Raw genomic sequence first — 19,592 nt, 5'->3', positions numbered from 1 at the left:
ATGAAACAATTTAAACTTACAGGCGGTGCGAGAATTGGAAGAGTAAATGCAAGTTATCCTTTTGCCAACCTTTATGCTGACGAAAATACGCTCAAAATAGATGCCTCACTTGCCGGAAATGTTATTTTCCAGCCGCAGGATATTATTTCGATTAAACCTTATATGGCTATTCCTCTTATCGGACAGGGAATTAAAATTTTACACAGAGTAGAAAATTATAATCAGAACGTGATTTTCTGGACCATGAAAGATCCTGAATTTGTGATCAGCCAGATTAAACAGACCGGATTTTTGGAGAAAGCCAATTTTCCTCTTACCGAAAAAGATCAGCAGATCATCCGTCAGCAGAGACAGGGCGGATTTCCATTGAAGCCGTTTTTTCCGGTGGTATTTATTCTCCTTTGGAATATTCTTCTTTTGTATGATATTCTGCCTTTTTTCTTACAGAAAAGATCCGGCGGACCCTTTGGATTTGGAATCTGCACCGCACTGGGTTTGCTTTTCCTTACTGCTTTAATGACGCTCATTTCCGGAGGATTCAGAAAGCTTATTCTGAAATATGGCAGAGAACTGGAAGATATTAAGAAGTTTGCCATTTTTATTTTGCTGATTAGCGGGATCATGTTTGCCGCATTTTTTACCTTAGCTTTATCATAAATTAAATCATGGTTTCCAGAAAGCTGCTCACAATTAATATTGTTGTTGTACTGTTGTTTATTGCAGTACATACTTTAGGTGGCTATCTTCTTATATATCCGGGAAAATCTGATGTTCGGACAATTATATCGGAAAGCAGGCCGCAATATCTTTTGATCGCTTTGGCTATATTTGCTTTGATTGCCTGGCTGATTAGTCATTTGAGAATTAAAAATTTAAATCCGAAAAATAAATTTCTTTTAGTATTTACCGTATTCTGTGGTATATTGTTAAGCTATGTTATATATTTTGATGCAGCTACTTACATATCAACCCGAAAAGCCATTAAAGAATCTGAAAATGAATATATTCAGCAGGCAAAAGAAGATATCAAAAAAGATAAAATTATGTACCGGTTTGCATGTGGACTTCCTATTCCGGAATATGATACCAAAACGCAGAATAAAATAGACAGTATCCGGAAAAAATTCGGGATAAGCTATTTCAATACAGGTTGTATTGTTGATATAATTGATGGTGAAGGACAACAAAAATATGAAGAAACAGTAAAGCCTTATCTTGATAAAAGAAACGGAAAAGGTTGGGAAGAAAAAATGAATAAGGAAATTGAAAATTTGAACAAATAAACCTGCCGAATTCTTACAACAGATAATGAAAAATGCTTCGACTGGCTCAATATAACATTACTAAAAATTCACCGTTTAAACAGTTAGTTAATATTAGCATTGTCATGCTGAACCTGTCGAAGCATCTATATGGTTAATCAATGCGCTTCCAGCCAATTATTCCCAACACCTACTTCCACCAGCAATGGAACCTGTGTTTCAATAGCATTTTCCATTTCCATTTTAATGATGTTGGTGGCTACATCGATTTCATCAGCCGGAGCTTCAAAAACCAATTCGTCATGTACCTGCAGCAGCATTTTGGTTTTTAATTTTTCTTTTTCAAGTTCTTTCTGAATTTTAATCATCGCCATCTTCACCACATCGGCGGCACTTCCCTGAATCGGGGCATTTACGGCATTTCTCTCGGCGTGTCCGCGAACCACAAAATTATTGGAATTGATATCTTTCAAATGACGCTTTCTTCCCAGAATGGTTTCCACATAACCGATTTCACGGGCTCTTTTCACCTGCTCTGCCATATACTCTTTCAGTTTCGGATAAGTAGCATAATACGCATCGATCATCTGTTTCGCCTCACTTCTGGACAATCCGGTCTGCTCTGCAAGAGCGAAAGCGCCCTGTCCGTACAAAATCCCGAAGTTGACGGTCTTCGCCTGGCTTCTCTGGATTTTTGAAACCTCCTCAAGCGGAATATTAAACAGCCTTGCCGCTGTGGAAGCGTGAATATCTTCTCCGTTCTGGAAAGCCTTAATCATATTATCTTCTCCGGAAATTTCAGCAATAAGACGAAGCTCGATCTGTGAATAATCGGCAGAAATAATTTTTTTACCTTCTCCCGCCACAAAAGCACCACGGATCTGCTGGCCTCTCAACGTTCTGATCGGAATGTTCTGAAGATTCGGATTGACACTCGCCAGACGGCCCGTTGCGGCAGTAGTCTGTGAGAAATTCGTATGAACGCGGTTGTCCGATTTTTCAATCTGTGACGGTAATGCATCAACGTAAGTTGATTTTAATTTCTGATACGTTCTGTATTCAAGGATATGCTGAATAATCTCATGTTTGGACGCAAGCTTCTGCAGGATATCTTCCGAAGTCGCGTATTGTCCGGTTTTCGTTTTCTTGGCTTTCGGGTCCAGCTGCAGCTTTTCGAAAAGGATATCTCCCAGCTGTTTCGGAGAGTTGACGTTGAATTCTTCTCCTGAAAGTTCAAAAATTTTGGCTTCCAGCTGCTTCAGATCGTTTTCCAGATCTACACTTTCCTGGGCAAGCCATTTTTCATCAAGGGAAATTCCGGCCAGCTCCATTTTAGCCAAAACCTCCATCAGCGGCATTTCTATCTTGAAAAAAAGATCTTCTAAATTTTCCTTTTTAAGCTGTGGGGCGAAAAGTTCGTAAAGCTGGAAAGTGACATCGGCATCTTCTGCCGCATAATCGGTCTGTGTCCTGAGATCTGCATCCCTGAAATTTCCCTGTTTTTTTCCCTTTTTACCGATAATGGTTTCAATGGAAACAGGTTTATACCCCAGGTATATTTCAGAAAGATAATCCATTCCGTGTCTTCCGTCAGGATTCAGGAGATAATGTGCGATCATCGTGTCGAACATTGCGCCCTTCACGGTGATATTATATCTTTTCAGGATTTTATAATCGAATTTTAAATTATGTGCTACTTTAATCAGATCTTCCTTTTCGAAAAACGGCCTGAAAATCTCAAGCGTCTGCAATACTTCACCCTGATCTTCAGAAAGAGGAATATAATAGGCCAAACCTTTTTTGTAGCTGAAACTCATCCCCACCAGCTCGGCTTCAAGTTCGTTAAGAGAAGTGGTTTCGGTATCAAAGCAGACTACCCGTTGTTTTAGTAAATTGTCGACAAGGATTTTCTGTGCTTTCGGATTATCGATAAACTGATACAGATGATCGTTCTGTTCGATGGTAGACTTGGTAGATGTGGCCTGATCCAGCTCTTCATACGTGGCAAACAGATCAAGCTGTCCCACTGCCTGTGCCACTTTTTGCTGCGGAGTTTCGGCAATGGTAACGTCTATTTCTGCAACCACAACAGTTCCTGTGGCGGCCGGAGAAAAGGCTCGGTAAAGATTTTCATACAGCCTTCTGAATTCTATTTCGTCAAAAACTTCTTTTACCTTTTCAAAATCCGGAGTCTCCAGATCATATTGTTCCTGATGGAATTCCACAGGGGCATCGCAGATAATGGTGGCCAGTTTTTTAGACAAAATTCCACGCTCGGCGGAAGCCTCTACTTTTTCTTTTAATTTACCTTTTAATTTGTCGGTGTTGGCTAAAAGAGTTTCAATATTTCCGAACTCTTTCAGGAATTTCATCGCAGTTTTTTCACCCACACCATCAAGTCCCGGAATATTATCGACTGAATCTCCCATCATCGCCAGGAAATCTATGACTTGTTTAGGATCTTCAATTTCATATTTGGCTTTCACTTCGTCTACGCCTAAAATTTCGATATCTCCGCCCTTTAATCCGGGTTTGTAAATTTTAATTTTATCGGTAACCAGCTGTGCAAAATCTTTGTCCGGAGTTACCATAAATGTTGTATAGCCTTCTTTTTCAGCTTTACATGCAATGGTTCCGATCACATCATCCGCTTCATAACCGGGAACACCCAGGATAGGAATATGCATGGCCTGCAGAATTCTGTGGATGTATGGAATCGCATTTTGGATGGCTTCCGGTGTTTCACTCCTGTTGGCTTTATATTCTGAAAAATCTCCCGTTCTAATGCTGGCTTCACCCACATCAAAAACCACCGCAAGATGAGTAGGCTTTTCCCTTCTGATCAATTCAATCAGGGAATTGGTAAATCCGAAAATGGCTGAAGTATCCAGGCCTTTGCTGGTGAGTCTCGGATTTCTGATCAGAGCATAATATCCTCTGAAAATCATTGCATAAGCATCGATCAGGAATAATCTTTTATCTTGTGTTGCGTCCATATTGTCCATAAAAAACAAATATAAGAAAAAGAGTTCTTTTAATAGGGAAATGTGGAAAGGATTAACCGGAGGTGTTATGGGTAATTTTTTAACATGATCGTTTTAAAACCACCCTTTTTGCTTCAATTTTGAACCTCCAAGGCTGGTTGTTGAACCTTTTAGGCTCGCCGTTGAGTGTTTTTGCCTCGTCATTGAGCCTTTTAGGCTGGTTTTTGATCCTTTTAGGCTCATCGTTGAGTCTTTTTGCTTCGTCGATGAGCCTTTTAGACTGGTTTTTCAGTCTTTTAGATTCGTGGGCGAGCTTTTTTGCTCATCATGGAGTCTTTTTAGTCTCGAAGATGAAATAAAATCTTCAGATCAGACTTAATTTATTTTTATTTTAAATCTCCTAGGCATTTAATTTAATCAAATGAACAAACAGTATTCAGGAATTTACAATTTTAGTAAGGTACGCTAATCCTGACAAAACATACACAGTTCATTTTCTATTCCTTACATTTGTATGGCATTCTGATGTAAGAATGAAAATGATTGATATGACAGATAAAAAATACAGTGAAACGATTCATAAAGATGGAAATTACGAATATATTACCGTTTCCAATGATGAAAATAACGTAAGAATTTATACTTTAAAAAACGGACTGAAGGTATTTATTGCCCAGAATTTTGACGCTCCGAGAATCCAGACTTATATTCCGGTACGCACGGGAAGCAATAATGATCCGGCCGATAATACCGGGCTTGCCCATTATCTTGAGCATATGATGTTTAAAGGGACTTCAAAACTCGGTACACAGGATTGGGAAAAAGAAAATGAGTTGCTGAGCCGGATTTCGGATTTGTTTGAAGAACATAAGGCAACGGCTGATCCGGAAAAGAAGAAAACCATTTACCGGAAGATAGATGAACTTTCTCAGGAAGCAAGCCAATATGCTATTGCAAATGAATATGACAAGGCAATTTCTTCATTAGGCGCTACGGGAACCAATGCTCACACCTGGTTTGATGAAACCGTTTATAAAAATAATATTCCCAATAATGAACTGGAAAAGTGGCTGAAAATTGAAAAAGAAAGATTTTCGGAGCTGGTGTTGAGACTTTTCCATACTGAGCTTGAATCGGTGTATGAAGAATTCAACAGGGCACAGGATAATGACTCCAGGCTGGTTCAATACGAACTGATGGACGCACTTTTTCCCAATCATCCCAACGGGCAGCAAACCACCCTGGGAAAGGCGGAACATCTGAAAAATCCTTCCATGAAAGCGATTCATAAATATTTTGATGAATATTACGTCCCGAATAATTATGCAATGGTTTTGGTAGGAGATCTTGATTTTGATGATACTATTAAACTTGTAGATCAGTATTTCGGAACAATTCCTTACCGGGAATTGCCTAAAAAAACTGCTGTTACAGAAAAGCCTATCACGGAAATTATAGAAAGAACCGTGAAAAGTCCTACCACACCAAGAGTTCAGCTCGCCTGGAGAACCGAAAGCTACGGAACAAAGGAAGCCATGCTTGCTGATATTGTAGCCAATATTTTGAGCAACAGGGGAGAGGCGGGATTGATAGACCTGAATATCAATCAGACCCAGAAACTGCTTTGGGGACAGGCATTTTCAGTAGGGTTAAAACAGTACGGATATTTCTCCATTGTTGCGGTTCCTAAAGAAACACAGACATTGGATGAAGCAAAAAATCTTGTGCTGGAACAGGTTGAACTGGTAAAAAAAGGAAACTTCCCGGACTGGACGCTAAAGGCCATCATTAATGATTTTAAAGTGCAGAGAATGAAGGGGCTGGAAACAGCAGACGGCTTGGCTACCAACCTTTACGATACCTACATCAAAGGCAGAACCTGGGAACAGGAACTGAATGAAATGGATGAATATGCAGCAATTACAAAGGATGAGGTAGTAAATTTTGCCAACCAATTTTTCAAAGACAACTACGTCATTGTTAAAAAAGAAAAAGGAACCAATGATAAGCTGATTCGTGTGGAAAATCCCGGAATCACACCGGTAAAGATCAACCGTGAAGCTCAATCTGAATTCCTCCGGGAGATTTTAGCTGAAAAAACGGAAGATATTCAGCCTGAGTTTATCGATTATCAGAAAGAGATTCTCACGGATAGTATTAAAGATAAAAAACTGAGTTTTGTAAAAAATAAAAGCAATGATATTGCCCAGGTGCATTTTATTTTTCCTTTTGGGAGCGATCATGACCGGGATCTTGGTATTTCCACTCAGGTTCTTCAATATTTAGGTACGGAAAAGTTTTCACCGGATGATCTTAAGAAGGAATTTTTTAAGATCGGAATTACCAATGATTTTAAAACGGCTAATGATCAGCTTACGATTTCACTGGCGGGACTTGAAGAAAATATTCCTAAAGGGATCGAGCTTCTCCAGCACTGGATGAAAGAAGTACAGCCGGATCAGGAAATTTATAACCAGTTTGTAGAAACAGTGCTTGAAAACCGTGCAGCAGTAAAAAAAGACAAAGCCCGTATCATGACGGCTTTAACGAATTATACCAAACTCGGCTCGTTTTCAAGGTTTACGGATATTATTTCAAAAGAAGAGCTTGAAAACACCAATGTTGAAGTTTTTACGGAAAGAATGAAGAATTTATTCAGGTTTCCATATCAGATCTTTTTTTACGGAAGAAACTTTGAAGGTTTTAAAGAATATATCGGAAAATATATCGAAACGGAAAGCCTGGCTATTCCCGAACCTAAAAAATATCCGGAGCCGGAAACTACGGGAAATGTTTATTTCACAAACTACGACATGGTACAGATGGAAATGAGCAGAATCGGAAAAGGACAAATGGTGGATACAGGAAATTTCGGAAAAATTAATGTATTCAATGAATATTTCGGAAGAGGTTTATCTTCGATTGTTTTCCAGGAAATCCGTGAAAGTAAAAGTCTTGCTTATTCTGCGTATGTTTCTTACGCTGCCAATTCGGAACTCCATCATCCTGATTATATCACAACGTATATCGGAACACAGCCGGATAAACTGCAGATTGCCGTAGATACTCTTACCGAACTGATGAATGAACTTCCTGAAGTTCCGGCACAGTTTGAAAACGCCAGAAATGCAGCCTTAAAGCAGATTGCTTCCGCGAGAGTTACCAGAACGAATATTTTCTTTAATACGTTACGACTCAAAAAACTTAATATTTATCATGATTTCAGAAAAGATATTTATCAGCAGATTGAAAAACTGACTTTTGAAGATGTTAAGGAATTTTATAATAATTACATTAAATCGGTCCATTTTAATACAGCTATTATCGGGAAAAAAGAAAACCTGAATATGAACGCTGTTTCTCAGATGGGAACTTTTAAAGAAGTAACATTAAAAGATATTTTTGGACATTAAAATTTAATAAAATAATCATAAGCTGCCGCGCGATTCCATCGCGTGGCTTTTTGTTTTTATTTATCTTTTATAAATTTTTATCTTTATCAAAACATACATTGATGAGTAGAAATTACAAATTCCATAATCCCGAAGGGCTGTATTTCGTAAGCTTTGCTGTTGTCGGCTGGCTGAATGTCTTTATAAAAGATGAATATATAGAGCTGCTGTTGAAGAGTTTAAGATTCTGTCAGAAAAATAAAGGAATGGAAATACATGCCTGGTGTATTATGCCCAATCATGTACATTTGGTTTTCCGAAGTGTGAATGGTCAAAAACCGGAGCTTTTATTAGGCGATTTCAAAAGGTTTACCAGCAAGGCCGTTGTTTCAGCAATAAAAGAAAACGCAAAAGAACCCAGAAACAAATTCTTATTAAACTTTTTCCTGAAAGAAGGTTTAAAAACATCTAACGTCAATCAGTATCAATTTTGGAGACATGATAATCATCCAATTGAGTTATGGAGCAACAGAGTAATCTGGCAAAAGATTAATTATACCCATAAAAATCCTGTAAAAGCAGGACTTGTAACAAATGCGGAAGAGTACCGATACAGTAGTGCTATAGATTATGCCGACGAGAAAGGGCTTTTGGAGGATATAGTTGTTTTCAGAATGTTTAATATTTAGGTTTATTTATTTCGCGCGATACAATCGCGCGGCAGCGGTGTGTTATTTGACTAAAGTGCAGGATTGTAATATTTTACGCTTTTTGATTTATATAAAATTCTTGATATATGTTTATAATTTATTTCAAACAAAAAATCCCGAAAAAACTTTCGGGACTTTGATTACTTTATTAAAAACTATTTTACAACTTTCATTTCATTAATCAGCCATTTGGAATCGGCAAATTTATCAATGATGAAAAGAATATATTTCGTATCCACCATGATGTTTCTGCTGAAACGCGGATCATAGTTAATATCACTCATTGTTCCTTCCCACTGTCGGTCGAAGTTTAATCCTACAAGATTTCCGTAGGCATCAAGTGCCGGGCTTCCTGAGTTTCCTCCTGTTGTGTGGTTGGTTGCAGTAAATCCTACGGGAACATCTCCTGTTTTATCTTTATATTGTCCAAAATCTTTTTTATCATAAAGATCGATTAGTTTTTTAGGCACATCAAACTCATAATCTCCCGGAACATATTTTTCCATTACGCCGGCTAAGTGGGTCTGATAATTATAAGAAACGGCATCTCTTGGCGAAGAACCTTTTACTTTTCCATAGGTTACCCGAAGGGTAGAGTTGGCATCCGGGAAGAATTTTCGGTCTTTATCCGTTGCCATCTGCTGAGCCATATAGGTTTTCTGCAGCGCATCAATCTTTGTCTGAAGTGCCATAAACTGAGGATCCGCTTTGGTCATATAAGTGTCTCTAAGTGCTAAATAAATCTGGAAAACAGGGTCTTTTTTAAGGGTTTTGATTAATTTATCCTGATTGGAAAATGCTTTATCAATATCCTTGCTTAAAGAAGCACCGTTCACATCACTTCTTCCTGTAATGATAGAATTTTTAGAGGCATCTTCAATAACCTGAATGTTTTGAGTTTCATTTTTATACTTCTCGAATCCGGCAGGTAAAAACTGAGCATCTGTTTTATTGGCATACAAAGCAAGCAGTTTTGCTGTAACTTTTGCATCAAGTTCGGCATTGTAATCCTTATAAAAAGAAGTTAATCTGTTTTTTAAAGCTGCGGTACCTTTTTCATCCATTCTTCCTGCTTCCACGGCAGAGATATAACTGTAATAAAGGTTAGCAAGCATCAGCGTTTCTGCATTTCTGATGGTTTCAGAATAATAAGCATTGTTTAGCGCAAAAGGAGCCTGATCGTTATAGAGCTTGGTGAGTTGATCCAGGGTTGTTTTAATTTCAGGATTTTTAGCAGCCAACGAAGCCTCATACTTCATTTTTTTCTCTACGGCATTCGATTTTTTCAAACCTTCTACTTCGCCGATCCATTTTTTCCAGTAATTGGCTACCGAAGCATATTTTGAAGCATACTGAATACGAGTGGCATCATCGGTACGCATTTTTTCATCTAATGTTTTCAATGCGATATCTCTCACCGCAATTCTTGCCGGGTCGATCTCCTTCATGATTTTTTCAACGGCAATGGCCGGAAGATACTCCGTGGTTCTTCCCGGGAATCCGAAAACGAAGGTGAAATCATTTTCATTTTTGTCTTTAATGGAAACCGGAAGGTAATGTTTGGGAACATAAGGAACATTATCTTTGGAATATTCCGCAGGTTTATTGTTTTTATCAGCATAAATCCTGAACATTGAAAAATCTCCCGTATGTCTCGGCCAAACCCAGTTATCAGTATCGGAACCGAATTTCCCAATGCTTTGCGGCGGTGCGCCTACCAAACGGATATCCTTATACGTTTCAATAGTATAGGCATAAAATTTATTTCCGTAATACATTGATTTTACGGAAATAGACTGGTAAGGTTCGGTTTTCTGAGAGTTTTTGTAAATCTCAATATTTTTGGCAATCTGTTTAGAGAGTTCAGGTTCTGTAAGGTGGTCTGTACCCTGTAAAATCTGACCGGTAACTTCTTTGATATCAACTATAAAATCAACGGTTACACCGGGATTCGGAAGTTCACCTTCAGTATTTTTAGCCCAGAACCCGTTTGATAATAAATCATTCTGAACCGTTGAATGTGCCTGAATCTGTCCGTAACCGCAGTGATGATTGGTAAGCAGAAGGCCTTTTGGAGAAATTATTTCTGCGGTACACCCGCCGTTGAACTGCACTACCGCATCCTTAATGCTTGCTTTCTGCGGGTTGAAGATGTCTTTTGCAGAGATTTTCATTCCCAGATCTTTCATTTCCTTTTCATTCAGCTCTGTCGGAATCCACATTCCTCCGTATTGCTGTGCAAATGTCATTACAGCCGGCAAAAGAAATACGGATAAAACTATCTTTTTCGTCATAATCAAAATTTTGCTCCAATTTACGAAGAAATTATGAGTTTGAAATTTTGCGGTATGTTGTCTGTTTTTATTTTGAAAATGAGTGATTTATAGATTTTTGCTAATAGCTATTCCGTACAATGTTGATGATGTTGAGATAAAAATTTTCACTGAAAAATTTAAAATTGAGAAAAAAATACACTACTTTTTTTAAGCAATCTAATTTAGCCACAAAAGAGTCAAAAGATATACTATTAGATTTTTCATGAAGTAATTAAAGCTTTCGAAAGAATAAAAAATCAAAGATTTTGAAGAACTAATATCTTCTAAAATAATCGTGAGGCTTTATCCTTTATCTAATGTGTCTCATGTGTCAAAATGCTATTGTTCCTTTGTGGTTAAATAAAAAAGTTTGAAACAGTTTATTGCTAAAACTGATAGGCGATAATGTGATCATCCTCCATCAGGCTTTTCATTAAAGCTTCATGATTAATATTTTTTCCGGTAATAATCCATGAGGTAGAAAGATTTCCCTGCGTATACTGCTGCTTTGAAACGGAATATTTCAGGTTATGTTTTCTGAAAAGCTCTTCACAATACGGTATGTCATGATAGTTATTGACGGCAATTTTGTATTCCCTGATCTTATGTTCTTTGTCGATCAGCTTTTCTAAACTGGTGAGCGAACTGAGTATCAGAAGTATTAAAACGGTTCCTAAAACTGCGAGATAAACGTATCCTGATCCAACGGCCATCCCGATGGAAGCAGTTGCCCATATTGTAGTGGCTGTTGTAATTCCGTCTATTTTATTATCCCCTTTGAAAATAACCCCGGCTCCAAGGAAGCCGATTCCTGTAATGATATTGGCAGCAATACGGTCAGGATCATCCACCCCGATTTTTATGGAAAGAATGGTAAAGAGACAGGACCCGAAGCAAATCAGAATGAAAGTGCGCAGTCCGGCAGATTTATTACGGTATTCGCGTTCTGCACCAATCATTATTCCAAGGACCACTGAAATAAAAATCAGCAGCAATTCATTCTGGATAGAGTGATCTTTTAGAAATTCCATGCGTAATAATTTAATAGCCAGAATAAAATTAGATAAAATATTTTTTACAGAATATGAATGAAATCATTTTATAAAAAAAAGCTGTCCGAAGACAGCCATGGTAATTTACTTTTTCTCTATAAGATCCAGAAACTGCTGTTCATCAAGAATTTCAATGGTTCCGATATCCTGGGCTTTTTTCAGCTTGCTGCCGGCTTTCTCACCTACCACCAGATAATTCAGGTTTTTAGAGACTGCTGAAATATTCTTTCCGCCGTGTTTTTCCACCATTTCTTCCGCTGCTTCTCTTGTGAATAAGGATAATTTTCCGGTGAAAAGGAAGGTTTTTCCGTCCAGGACATTCGATAAAACTTCATTGGTACTTTCTCCTTTTTCAAGCTGAACACCATACGATTTCAGTCTTTCAATCATCAGGATATTTTCCGGATTGGCAAAAAAATCGGCAATACTTACTGCGATTTTGGTTCCGATATCTTCTACCTGGCAAAGCTCTTCCACTGTGGCATTTTTGAGCTCTTCTATGGAAGGGAAATTCTTAACCAGCTTCTTGGCAACCGTTTCTCCCACGTGTTTTATCCCGATTCCATACAATACTTTTTCAAAAGGAATTTCCTTGGATTTTTCGATTCCGGAGATGATATTCTGTGCAGATTTTTCCGCCATTCTTTCCAATGGCAGCAGCTGTTCTTTTTTCAAAACATAAAAATCAGCAGGGTTTTCAATGAGTCTTTCTCTGTATAGCTGTTCAATGGTTTCGCTGCCGAGATTATCAATATTTAAAGCTTTCCTAGAAACATAATGGATCATTCTTCCTACCACCTGTGGCGGACAGTGCAGTTCATTCGGGCAGAAATGAATGGCCTGATCTTCAATTTTCACCAGCTCCGTTCCGCATTCCGGGCAATGTCTGATATATTCTATTTCTTTGCTTTCGGCAGTTCTTTTTTCTTTATTTACACCTACGATTTTAGGAATAATTTCACCTCCTTTTTCTACATACACGAAATCATGTTCATGCAGATCCAGCTTTTTAATGATATCTTCATTGTGGAGAGAAGCTCTTTTAACAATTGTCCCTGCCAACAATACGGGCTTAAGATTGGCAACGGGAGTAATGGCGCCGGTTCTTCCCACCTGATACGTAACGGTCTGGAGTTCGGTTTCCACTTTTTCGGCCTTGAATTTATAAGCCATCGCCCAACGTGGGGATTTTGCCGTATAGCCAAGCTGTCGTTGTTGTTTTAAGGAATTGACTTTTAAAACGATCCCGTCAATTTCAAAAGGAAGATTATGTCTTTCGATGTCCCAGTATGTAATAAATTCTTTTACTTCAGCAAGTGTTTTGCAAAGCTTTGCCTGTTGAGATGTTTTGAAACCCCAGGATTTTGCTTTTTCTAAAAGTTCCCAATGAGACTCTGCAGGAATTTCTTCGGAAATATATTGATATAAAACTGATGATAGTCCGCGTTTTCTTACTTCGCCGCTGTCCTGCATTTTAAGGCTTCCGCTGGCGGTATTTCTAGGGTTCATGAATGGATCCAGGCCATCTTCTTCACGCTGTTTGTTTATTTTATCGAAATTTTTTCGGGTTAAATAAATTTCGCCGCGCATAAAAAAATGAGCAGGAAAATCACCTTTCAGCTTTAGCGGAACATCGGAAATAGTGCGCACATTCGCTGTGATTTCATCTCCCTGAAAGCCGTCGCCCCGTGTTACAGCCTGAACAAGCTTTCCATTTTCATACAAAATAGAAATAGAGGCTCCATCATATTTCAGCTCGGCTACAAATTCTACAGGTTCATCTATCGCTTTAATGATCCTTTTTTCCCAGTCTTCCAAATCGTCGAAATCATAAGAATTATCAAGGGAATACATTCTGTATTTATGCTGAACGGTTGGAAATACTTTTGTAATTCCACCTCCTACTCTCATCGTAGGAGAGTTTTCATCATAGAATTCAGGATATTTTGCTTCCAGATCCCTGAGCTCTTCAAGAAGCATATCGAAATTATAATCTGTGATCGTAGGCGTGTCAAGAAGATAATAGTTTTCGTTGTGCTGGTGAAGTTCTTTTCTAAGATCTTCTATTCTTTGCTGTATGGTTTCGATATTGTCGGGCATGAGATTCTGTCTTTCCAGCAAAAATAATAAGTATTGGGGAGATTTTGATGATTAGAATTAATATTAATTTTATATTCGATGTAAAGCATTATCACAAATGTCTTTCTAAATTTGTTCATTCATTTATCCGCTTTTTCTTAGAATGATAGGATTGGCGGAATTTCAATAAAGAATAATTATTTGTATTATGAAAAAAGTTATCTTAGGGTTAGCAGTTGTAAGCACCGTTTTCATGAAGGCACAAACCCGGATTATCGCACACAGAGGATATTGGCAGACACAGCCGCCAACCACGGAAAATTCTCTGAAATCACTTGAAAATGCCCAGAACCTAAAAATTTATGGTTCCGAATTCGATGTACGCATGACGAAAGACGGTGTGCTGGTGGTAAATCATGATGAGCATCATGCAAAAATGGAAATTTCCGAAACGGATTTTAAAGAGCTCAAAAAAATAAAGCTTTCCAACGGTGAGCCTTTTCCTACATTAAAAGATTATCTGAAGCAGGGAAAAAAAGATAAAGCCTTGAAGCTTGTCGTTGAAATAAAACCGGATAAAACAAAAGAAAAGGAAGATGAGCTCACGGCAAAGACTATTAAAATGATCAAAGATATGAAGCTGGATACACAGTGTGAATTTATCTCCTTCAGCCTGAATATCTGCAAAGAAATCAAAAAGCTGGAATCGAAATTTAAAGTTCAGTATCTGAAAGGAGAGCTTTCTCCACAGCAGATCAAAGAAGAAGGACTGGACGGGCTGGACTATCATTACAGTGTTTTCCAGAAAAATCCAACATGGATCTCCGAAGCAAAAACATTGGGTTTAATAACCAATGCCTGGACGGTAAATGATATTGCCGTTTCAGACGAACTGAAAAAACAAGGTATTGGATTTATTACGACCAATATTCCGGATCAGCTGAAATAAATAGCTTAAAATTTAATGATAAGTCTGTCTCCTGAGGCAGACTTTTTTATTTTCTGCTGAGGGGACTATTTCGCAATAATTTATTATTTGTGGTACCTGTGTGGTGTGTTTTGTTTTCACCGAAAAAGCCAATAAAGGTAGGGATATGTCTTCTAAAAAAGGTATTAAAAATCCTTAATGAATTTAAACAGTTGTGAACCATACTGGTATAGATATTCGTTAAACATAAATTAATATAGAGTTTAATAATTCTTTAATAAATGTTAAAATGAAGTTAAAACCTTAACCATATTGTAGGACTAATTTTGCGCAAACAAAAAGGATATGCGTAAAGAGACACAAAAAGTACTGCTATTATCATTATTAGGTTTGGTCAGTGTAAATGTGATGGCCCAGGAAAATGCAAAAAGGGATACGATTAAAAGTATTGATGAAGTTGTCGTAACAGCATTGGGAATCAAAAGACAGGACAGATCTTTAGGATATGTTGCGGAGACTATTAAATCTGAAGAAATATTAAAAACTCAGAACAACAACTGGTCGCAGGCACTTGAAGGTAAAGTGGCAGGTCTTAAAATACAGACAGCCGGAGCCGGACCGCTGGGAAGTTCCATTATCAAATTAAGAGGAGATATTTCTATGAACCCTGATCAGAACAATGCCCTGATCGTAGTAGACGGTGTTCCTCTGAACAATAATACTACAGGAACAGGATTCTCGGCATACGGTGCGGGAGCCAAGGCAGATTTACCTATTGATTACGGAAACGGGATCAATACCATTAATCCTGATGATATCGAGTCTATTACTGTTCTCAAAGGATCTACAGCATCTGCTTTATACGGCTCAAGAGGTGCCGGTGGTGCCATCATGATCACTACAAAATCCGGGAAAAGCAAAAAAGGAAAAGTTCAGGTAAGTTTAAATTCATATTCTAGTTACGATACGGTTCTGAAATGGCCGGATTACCAGTACGAATATGGACAGGGAACGCTTCAGAAAGATACGCAGGGAAATTTTTTCTATTCTTACGGAGCATCTGCAGACGGAATCAACACCGGTTCTACCAGCAGCGCGTTCGGGCCAAAGTTTGCAGGACAGTATTACTTCCAGTATGATCCTGATCTGGAAGGACAAAGTACCGAAAGAAAACTCTGGCAGCCTTACAAAGATAATATCAAAGGGTTTTGGGAAACAGGAACTACCTTTTCAAATAACATTTCGGTAGAAGCATCCAATGAGAATACATCATTCAGATCATCTTTAACCTATTTAAAAAATGAATGGATGATGCCGAACACCGGTTTCGACAGGTTCAACGCCGCTTTTTCGGTTGACCATAAACTGAGTGAAAAATTAAAAATCGGAATCAAAGTAAATTACAATAAAACAAAAAGTGACAATCTTCCGGCTACCGGTTACAGCAATCAGTCGATTTCTTATTTCATGATTTTCCAGAATCCAAATGTTGATCTTTCCTGGTACAGACCAATATGGAAAAGTGGAAAAGAGCAGGTTGACCAGATCCATCCGTTCAGCTCATTTATTGATAATCCGTACCTCATCGCTTATGAAATGCTGAATGGGGTCGATAAAAATTTCCTTACCGGAAATGTAAATCTTAACTATAAAATCACCAAAAACTTAGACGTAATGGTGAGGTCGGGAATGGAGTTGAACAACGAGCTTCGTACCCAAAAAAGACCTTGGAGTTCTGCCAACTATCTTCAGGGAATGTATAGGGAACAGCATATAAGATTGATGGATTTGAATAATGATATTTTATTCACCTACAGAAATTCATTCGGTGAATTCGATTTTAGTGCATCTGCCGGTGGGAATATCCGTTATACGGAATACACAATGAATGATTATATCGCGGAAGGTCTTCTGAAGCCTGGAGTGTATACGCTGCCGAATGGTATTTCAAACATATCAAAATTCGCAAGACCGAATGATAAGCAGGTCAATAGTGCCTACGCTTTGGCAACACTAAGCTACAAAAACAAAATATTTTTGGATCTTACCGCGAGAAATGACTGGAGCAGTACGCTGCCGAAAGAAAACCGTTCTTATTTCTATCCGTCGGCCGCAACATCGTTTATTCTTTCAGATATTTTTAATCTGTCTTCAGATCATTTTAATTACTGGAAATTAAGAGCATCCTGGTCTAAAGTGGGTAATGATACGGATCCTTATCAGCTTATCAAATACTACAACAACAGTGATTTCGTAGGATCTGTGGAGTCTCCGTCCTTATACCCTAATCCAAACCTTAGACCGAATATGATCACCAATATTGAAGGCGGGATGGATTTTACAATTCTTAAAAACAGAATTAATTATACCATTACAGCGTATCAGAACAATTCTAAAGACCAGATTATCAGGATTCCTACTTTATGGGAAACAGGATACAGCACTAAAGTAATCAACGCCGGTGAAGTAAGAAACAGAGGTCTTGAAATGACACTGAATGCTTTTGCTGTAAAAAATAAAAAATTCTCATGGAGCATTAATGCCAACTGGTCTATGAACAGGAACAAAATTCTTTCGCTGCCTGAAGAGTTCAATGGGGAACCTTATACCATGGGAAGCGTTGGCGGAGTAGTTTACTTTAATGCTTTCGTAGGCGGCTCACTGGGAGATATGTATGGTTACGGACTCATGTATGCTCCGGACGGACAGGTTATTTATAATGCAACGGATGGTCTTACCGCGAAACCTACACAGATGAAGAAAATTGGAAATGCTTATCCGAAATGGAGGGCAGGAATCCAGAATGAATTCAGATATAAAGGAATTACCGTAAGTTTCTCATTTGACGGACAGTATAAAGGAATGGCTTATTCTCAGTCGCACCACAAAATGACAGAACAAGGGAAGTTGGAACACACTTTATTCGGAAGGGAAAATCCGGGAGGAATGATTGTGGGTGAAGGTGTAGTGCAGAACGCAGACGGATCATTCTCTCCGAATACAAAACCAATTTTATTGTCGTCTTATTACGCCGATTATTACAGAAGAGCCAATGTTGAGACGAATACTTTCGATACTTCTTTCATCAAACTTAGAGACGCAAGAATTGCTTACACCTTCTCTAAAAATGTTACCGATCAGCTCAAAATAACCGAGCTTACCCTCGCGGTTTTCGGAAGAAACCTGTGGATGTGGACGAAATTCCCACTGTTTGATCCTGAAGCCGCAACATTGAATGATAATCAGATCACTCCGGGTGTAGAAATGGGACAATTGCCGACAGCAAGAACGGTAGGTGTTCAGCTTAATGTTAAATTTTAAAATCTGAAAACATGAAAAAATTACTTGTAAATACATTATTAATTGCAGCCATCGGTTCTGTTCCGGTAGCGTGCAGCAGAAGCCTTGATGAAGTAAACACAGACAACAGCAGGATCAGCGAACCTGCAGCCTCAAAATTACTCGTTCCTGTTGAATATAATATGGCAGCTGTTAATTATATGAGAGCTAATGATTTTACATTCGATCTGATGCAGGTCTCCCTGGACTTTCCGAATGAAGGAAATACGCTCAGCAGATATAATATTACCGAAAATACGGGAGCAGGCTTCTGGAACAATAGCTATAAATGGCTTAAACAGGTAAAAGACATGAGAATGGCTGCTGAAAAAGATAATGATCCGAATTACGTTGCCATTGCAATGGTTCTTAATGCCTGGATCTATTCTAATCTTACGGATACGTATGGTGATGTTCCGTTTTCCGAAGCTTCCAACCAGGATGAAGGCAATTCACAGCCAAAGTTTGATAAGCAGAAAGATATTTATGTAAAACTGCTGGACGAGCTAAAAACGGCAAATTCACTTTTCGTTACCACAAAACCGCTTACCGGTCCTGATATTTTCTACAAGGCGGAAAGCGATGCCAACGGAATTGTAAACTGGAAGAAATTCTGTAATTCTCTTTCATTGCGTCTGTTAACAAGGATTTTAAGCAAAAATGGTGAGGTAAATGTCAATGAGAGGATTCAGGAAATTATCAGTGATCCTGTTAAATATCCCGTTTTTCAAAATAATAATGAAACGGCAAAAATAAATGTGACAGGTGTTGCGCCGGTTCTTCCTCCGATTACCAGACCGCAGGATTTTACCACCGGTAGAGCAGCTTCAGCATTTTTTGTTGAAACCCTGAAAGCAAACAATGACCCCAGAATGGCCATGTTTTTCGGACAGGCTAAAAGTATTCCCGGAAATGCAAACATCGGGTATAAAGGTGCGCCGTCAGGATATGCTTACGGGACAGCTTTCGATTATCAGCCTTCCAATATGAACCAGAACCTTGCGAAAGCACCGCTGAATATTTTGATATATCCGTATGCCGAGTTGCAGTTTACTCTTGCCGAACTGGCTTTTAAAGGAGTTATTCCCGGAAATGCACAAACCTATTACGAGAATGGAGTAAAAGCAGCGATTGAACAGTGGGGAGCAACTGTGCCTGCCAATTATTTTGCTAATACAAATGTAGCTTACAATGGGACTTTAGAAAGAATCATGCTGCAGAAATATGTTGCCCTGTTCTTTGTAGATCAGCAACAGTGGTTTGAAAAAAGAAGAACAGGCTTCCCTGTACTTCCGAACAACGGAGGGTTGCTTAATAACGGCGTTATGCCTTCAAGGTTGATGTACCCGCCAAATCCGAGAATATTAAATACTACAAATTACCAGTCGGCGGTTCAGCAGATGGGCGGTGATAATATCAATGTAAAAGTATGGTGGAATAAACCTTAACACTCATCAATAAAGATCGGGATTTAGCTTACTTACTAGAAAAATAGTCAAATTGGCTTAAGCCAAAACTTAATTAAATATTA

At 38.4% G+C, this 19,592-nt stretch carries 11 protein-coding genes; 7 read left to right on the top strand and 4 right to left on the bottom strand.

The features are described 5' to 3' along the window. The gene (locus M0D58_RS06680; RefSeq protein ID WP_248394476.1) at positions 1-657 is read left to right on the top strand and encodes a hypothetical protein; all 657 of its coding nucleotides are present in this window, start codon (positions 1-3) and stop codon (positions 655-657) included. Between the two features lie 8 nt (positions 658-665). Beyond that, entirely contained in the window at positions 666-1,283 is a 618-nt protein-coding gene (locus M0D58_RS06675) for an FEKKY domain-containing protein (RefSeq protein WP_248394475.1), read from the top strand. A gap of 137 nt (positions 1,284-1,420) precedes the next feature. On the opposite strand, the gene polA is transcribed toward M0D58_RS06675, so the two are convergent. Beyond that, a complete protein-coding gene (gene polA, locus M0D58_RS06670; RefSeq protein ID WP_248394960.1) occupies positions 1,421-4,258 on the bottom strand; it encodes a DNA polymerase I in 2,838 nt (945 codons plus the stop codon). 536 nt (positions 4,259-4,794) lie between these two features. On the opposite strand from polA, the gene M0D58_RS06665 reads away from it, so the two are divergent. Next, positions 4,795-7,659, top strand: a complete 2,865-nt coding sequence (locus M0D58_RS06665; protein WP_248394474.1) for a M16 family metallopeptidase — start codon at positions 4,795-4,797, stop codon at positions 7,657-7,659. A gap of 101 nt (positions 7,660-7,760) precedes the next feature. Continuing rightward, positions 7,761-8,327 carry an REP-associated tyrosine transposase gene (locus tag M0D58_RS06660; RefSeq protein ID WP_248394473.1) on the top strand — a complete coding sequence of 189 codons (567 nt, stop codon included), beginning with the start codon at positions 7,761-7,763 and terminating at the stop codon, positions 8,325-8,327. A gap of 176 nt (positions 8,328-8,503) precedes the next feature. Here the strand turns inward: M0D58_RS06660 and M0D58_RS06655 are convergent, their stop codons facing one another. The 3 genes from M0D58_RS06655 to ligA form a co-directional block, all read right to left on the bottom strand. Continuing rightward, entirely contained in the window at positions 8,504-10,642 is a 2,139-nt protein-coding gene (locus tag M0D58_RS06655) for a S46 family peptidase (RefSeq protein WP_248394471.1), read from the bottom strand. A 407-nt stretch (positions 10,643-11,049) separates the two neighbouring features. Continuing rightward, complete coding sequence (locus tag M0D58_RS06650) at positions 11,050-11,694, bottom strand: MgtC/SapB family protein (protein WP_248394469.1); 645 nt, start codon at positions 11,692-11,694, stop codon at positions 11,050-11,052. Positions 11,695-11,799: 105 nt separating this feature from the next. Continuing rightward, positions 11,800-13,815 carry an NAD-dependent DNA ligase LigA gene (ligA, locus tag M0D58_RS06645; RefSeq protein ID WP_248394959.1) on the bottom strand — a complete coding sequence of 672 codons (2,016 nt, stop codon included), beginning with the start codon at positions 13,813-13,815 and terminating at the stop codon, positions 11,800-11,802. A gap of 187 nt (positions 13,816-14,002) precedes the next feature. Here ligA and M0D58_RS06640 point away from each other — a divergent pair, with 187 nt between their 5' ends. From M0D58_RS06640 to M0D58_RS06630, 3 genes are all read left to right on the top strand, one after another. After that, a complete protein-coding gene (locus tag M0D58_RS06640) occupies positions 14,003-14,743 on the top strand; it encodes a glycerophosphodiester phosphodiesterase family protein (protein WP_248394467.1) in 741 nt (246 codons plus the stop codon). A gap of 324 nt (positions 14,744-15,067) precedes the next feature. Then, on the top strand, positions 15,068-18,043 hold the full coding sequence (locus M0D58_RS06635) for a SusC/RagA family TonB-linked outer membrane protein (RefSeq protein ID WP_248394464.1): 2,976 nt from the start codon (positions 15,068-15,070) through the stop codon (positions 18,041-18,043). 11 nt (positions 18,044-18,054) lie between these two features. Continuing rightward, on the top strand, positions 18,055-19,509 hold the full coding sequence (locus tag M0D58_RS06630) for a SusD/RagB family nutrient-binding outer membrane lipoprotein (RefSeq protein ID WP_248394461.1): 1,455 nt from the start codon (positions 18,055-18,057) through the stop codon (positions 19,507-19,509). Positions 19,510-19,592 lie beyond the last annotated feature (83 nt).

This window comes from Chryseobacterium nepalense (genome assembly GCF_023195755.1).
Classification (GTDB): Bacteria; Bacteroidota; Bacteroidia; order Flavobacteriales; family Weeksellaceae; genus Chryseobacterium; species Chryseobacterium nepalense.
This window is presented reverse-complemented; position numbering and strand designations above follow the sequence as displayed.

Bases quoted from the DNA above. Each gene is read 5' to 3' on its own strand.
- M0D58_RS06680 (WP_248394476.1), top strand. From the start codon at position 1: ATGAAACAATTTAAACTTACAGGCGGTGCGAGAATTGGAAGAGTAAAT.
- M0D58_RS06675 (WP_248394475.1), top strand. From the start codon at position 666: ATGGTTTCCAGAAAGCTGCTCACAATTAATATTGTTGTTGTACTGTTG.
- polA (WP_248394960.1), bottom strand. From the start codon at position 4,258: ATGGACGCAACACAAGATAAAAGATTATTCCTGATCGATGCTTATGCA.
- M0D58_RS06665 (WP_248394474.1), top strand. From the start codon at position 4,795: ATGACAGATAAAAAATACAGTGAAACGATTCATAAAGATGGAAATTAC.
- M0D58_RS06660 (WP_248394473.1), top strand. From the start codon at position 7,761: ATGAGTAGAAATTACAAATTCCATAATCCCGAAGGGCTGTATTTCGTA.
- M0D58_RS06655 (WP_248394471.1), bottom strand. From the start codon at position 10,642: ATGACGAAAAAGATAGTTTTATCCGTATTTCTTTTGCCGGCTGTAATG.
- M0D58_RS06650 (WP_248394469.1), bottom strand. From the start codon at position 11,694: ATGGAATTTCTAAAAGATCACTCTATCCAGAATGAATTGCTGCTGATT.
- ligA (WP_248394959.1), bottom strand. From the start codon at position 13,815: ATGCCCGACAATATCGAAACCATACAGCAAAGAATAGAAGATCTTAGA.
- M0D58_RS06640 (WP_248394467.1), top strand. From the start codon at position 14,003: ATGAAAAAAGTTATCTTAGGGTTAGCAGTTGTAAGCACCGTTTTCATG.
- M0D58_RS06635 (WP_248394464.1), top strand. From the start codon at position 15,068: ATGCGTAAAGAGACACAAAAAGTACTGCTATTATCATTATTAGGTTTG.
- M0D58_RS06630 (WP_248394461.1), top strand. From the start codon at position 18,055: ATGAAAAAATTACTTGTAAATACATTATTAATTGCAGCCATCGGTTCT.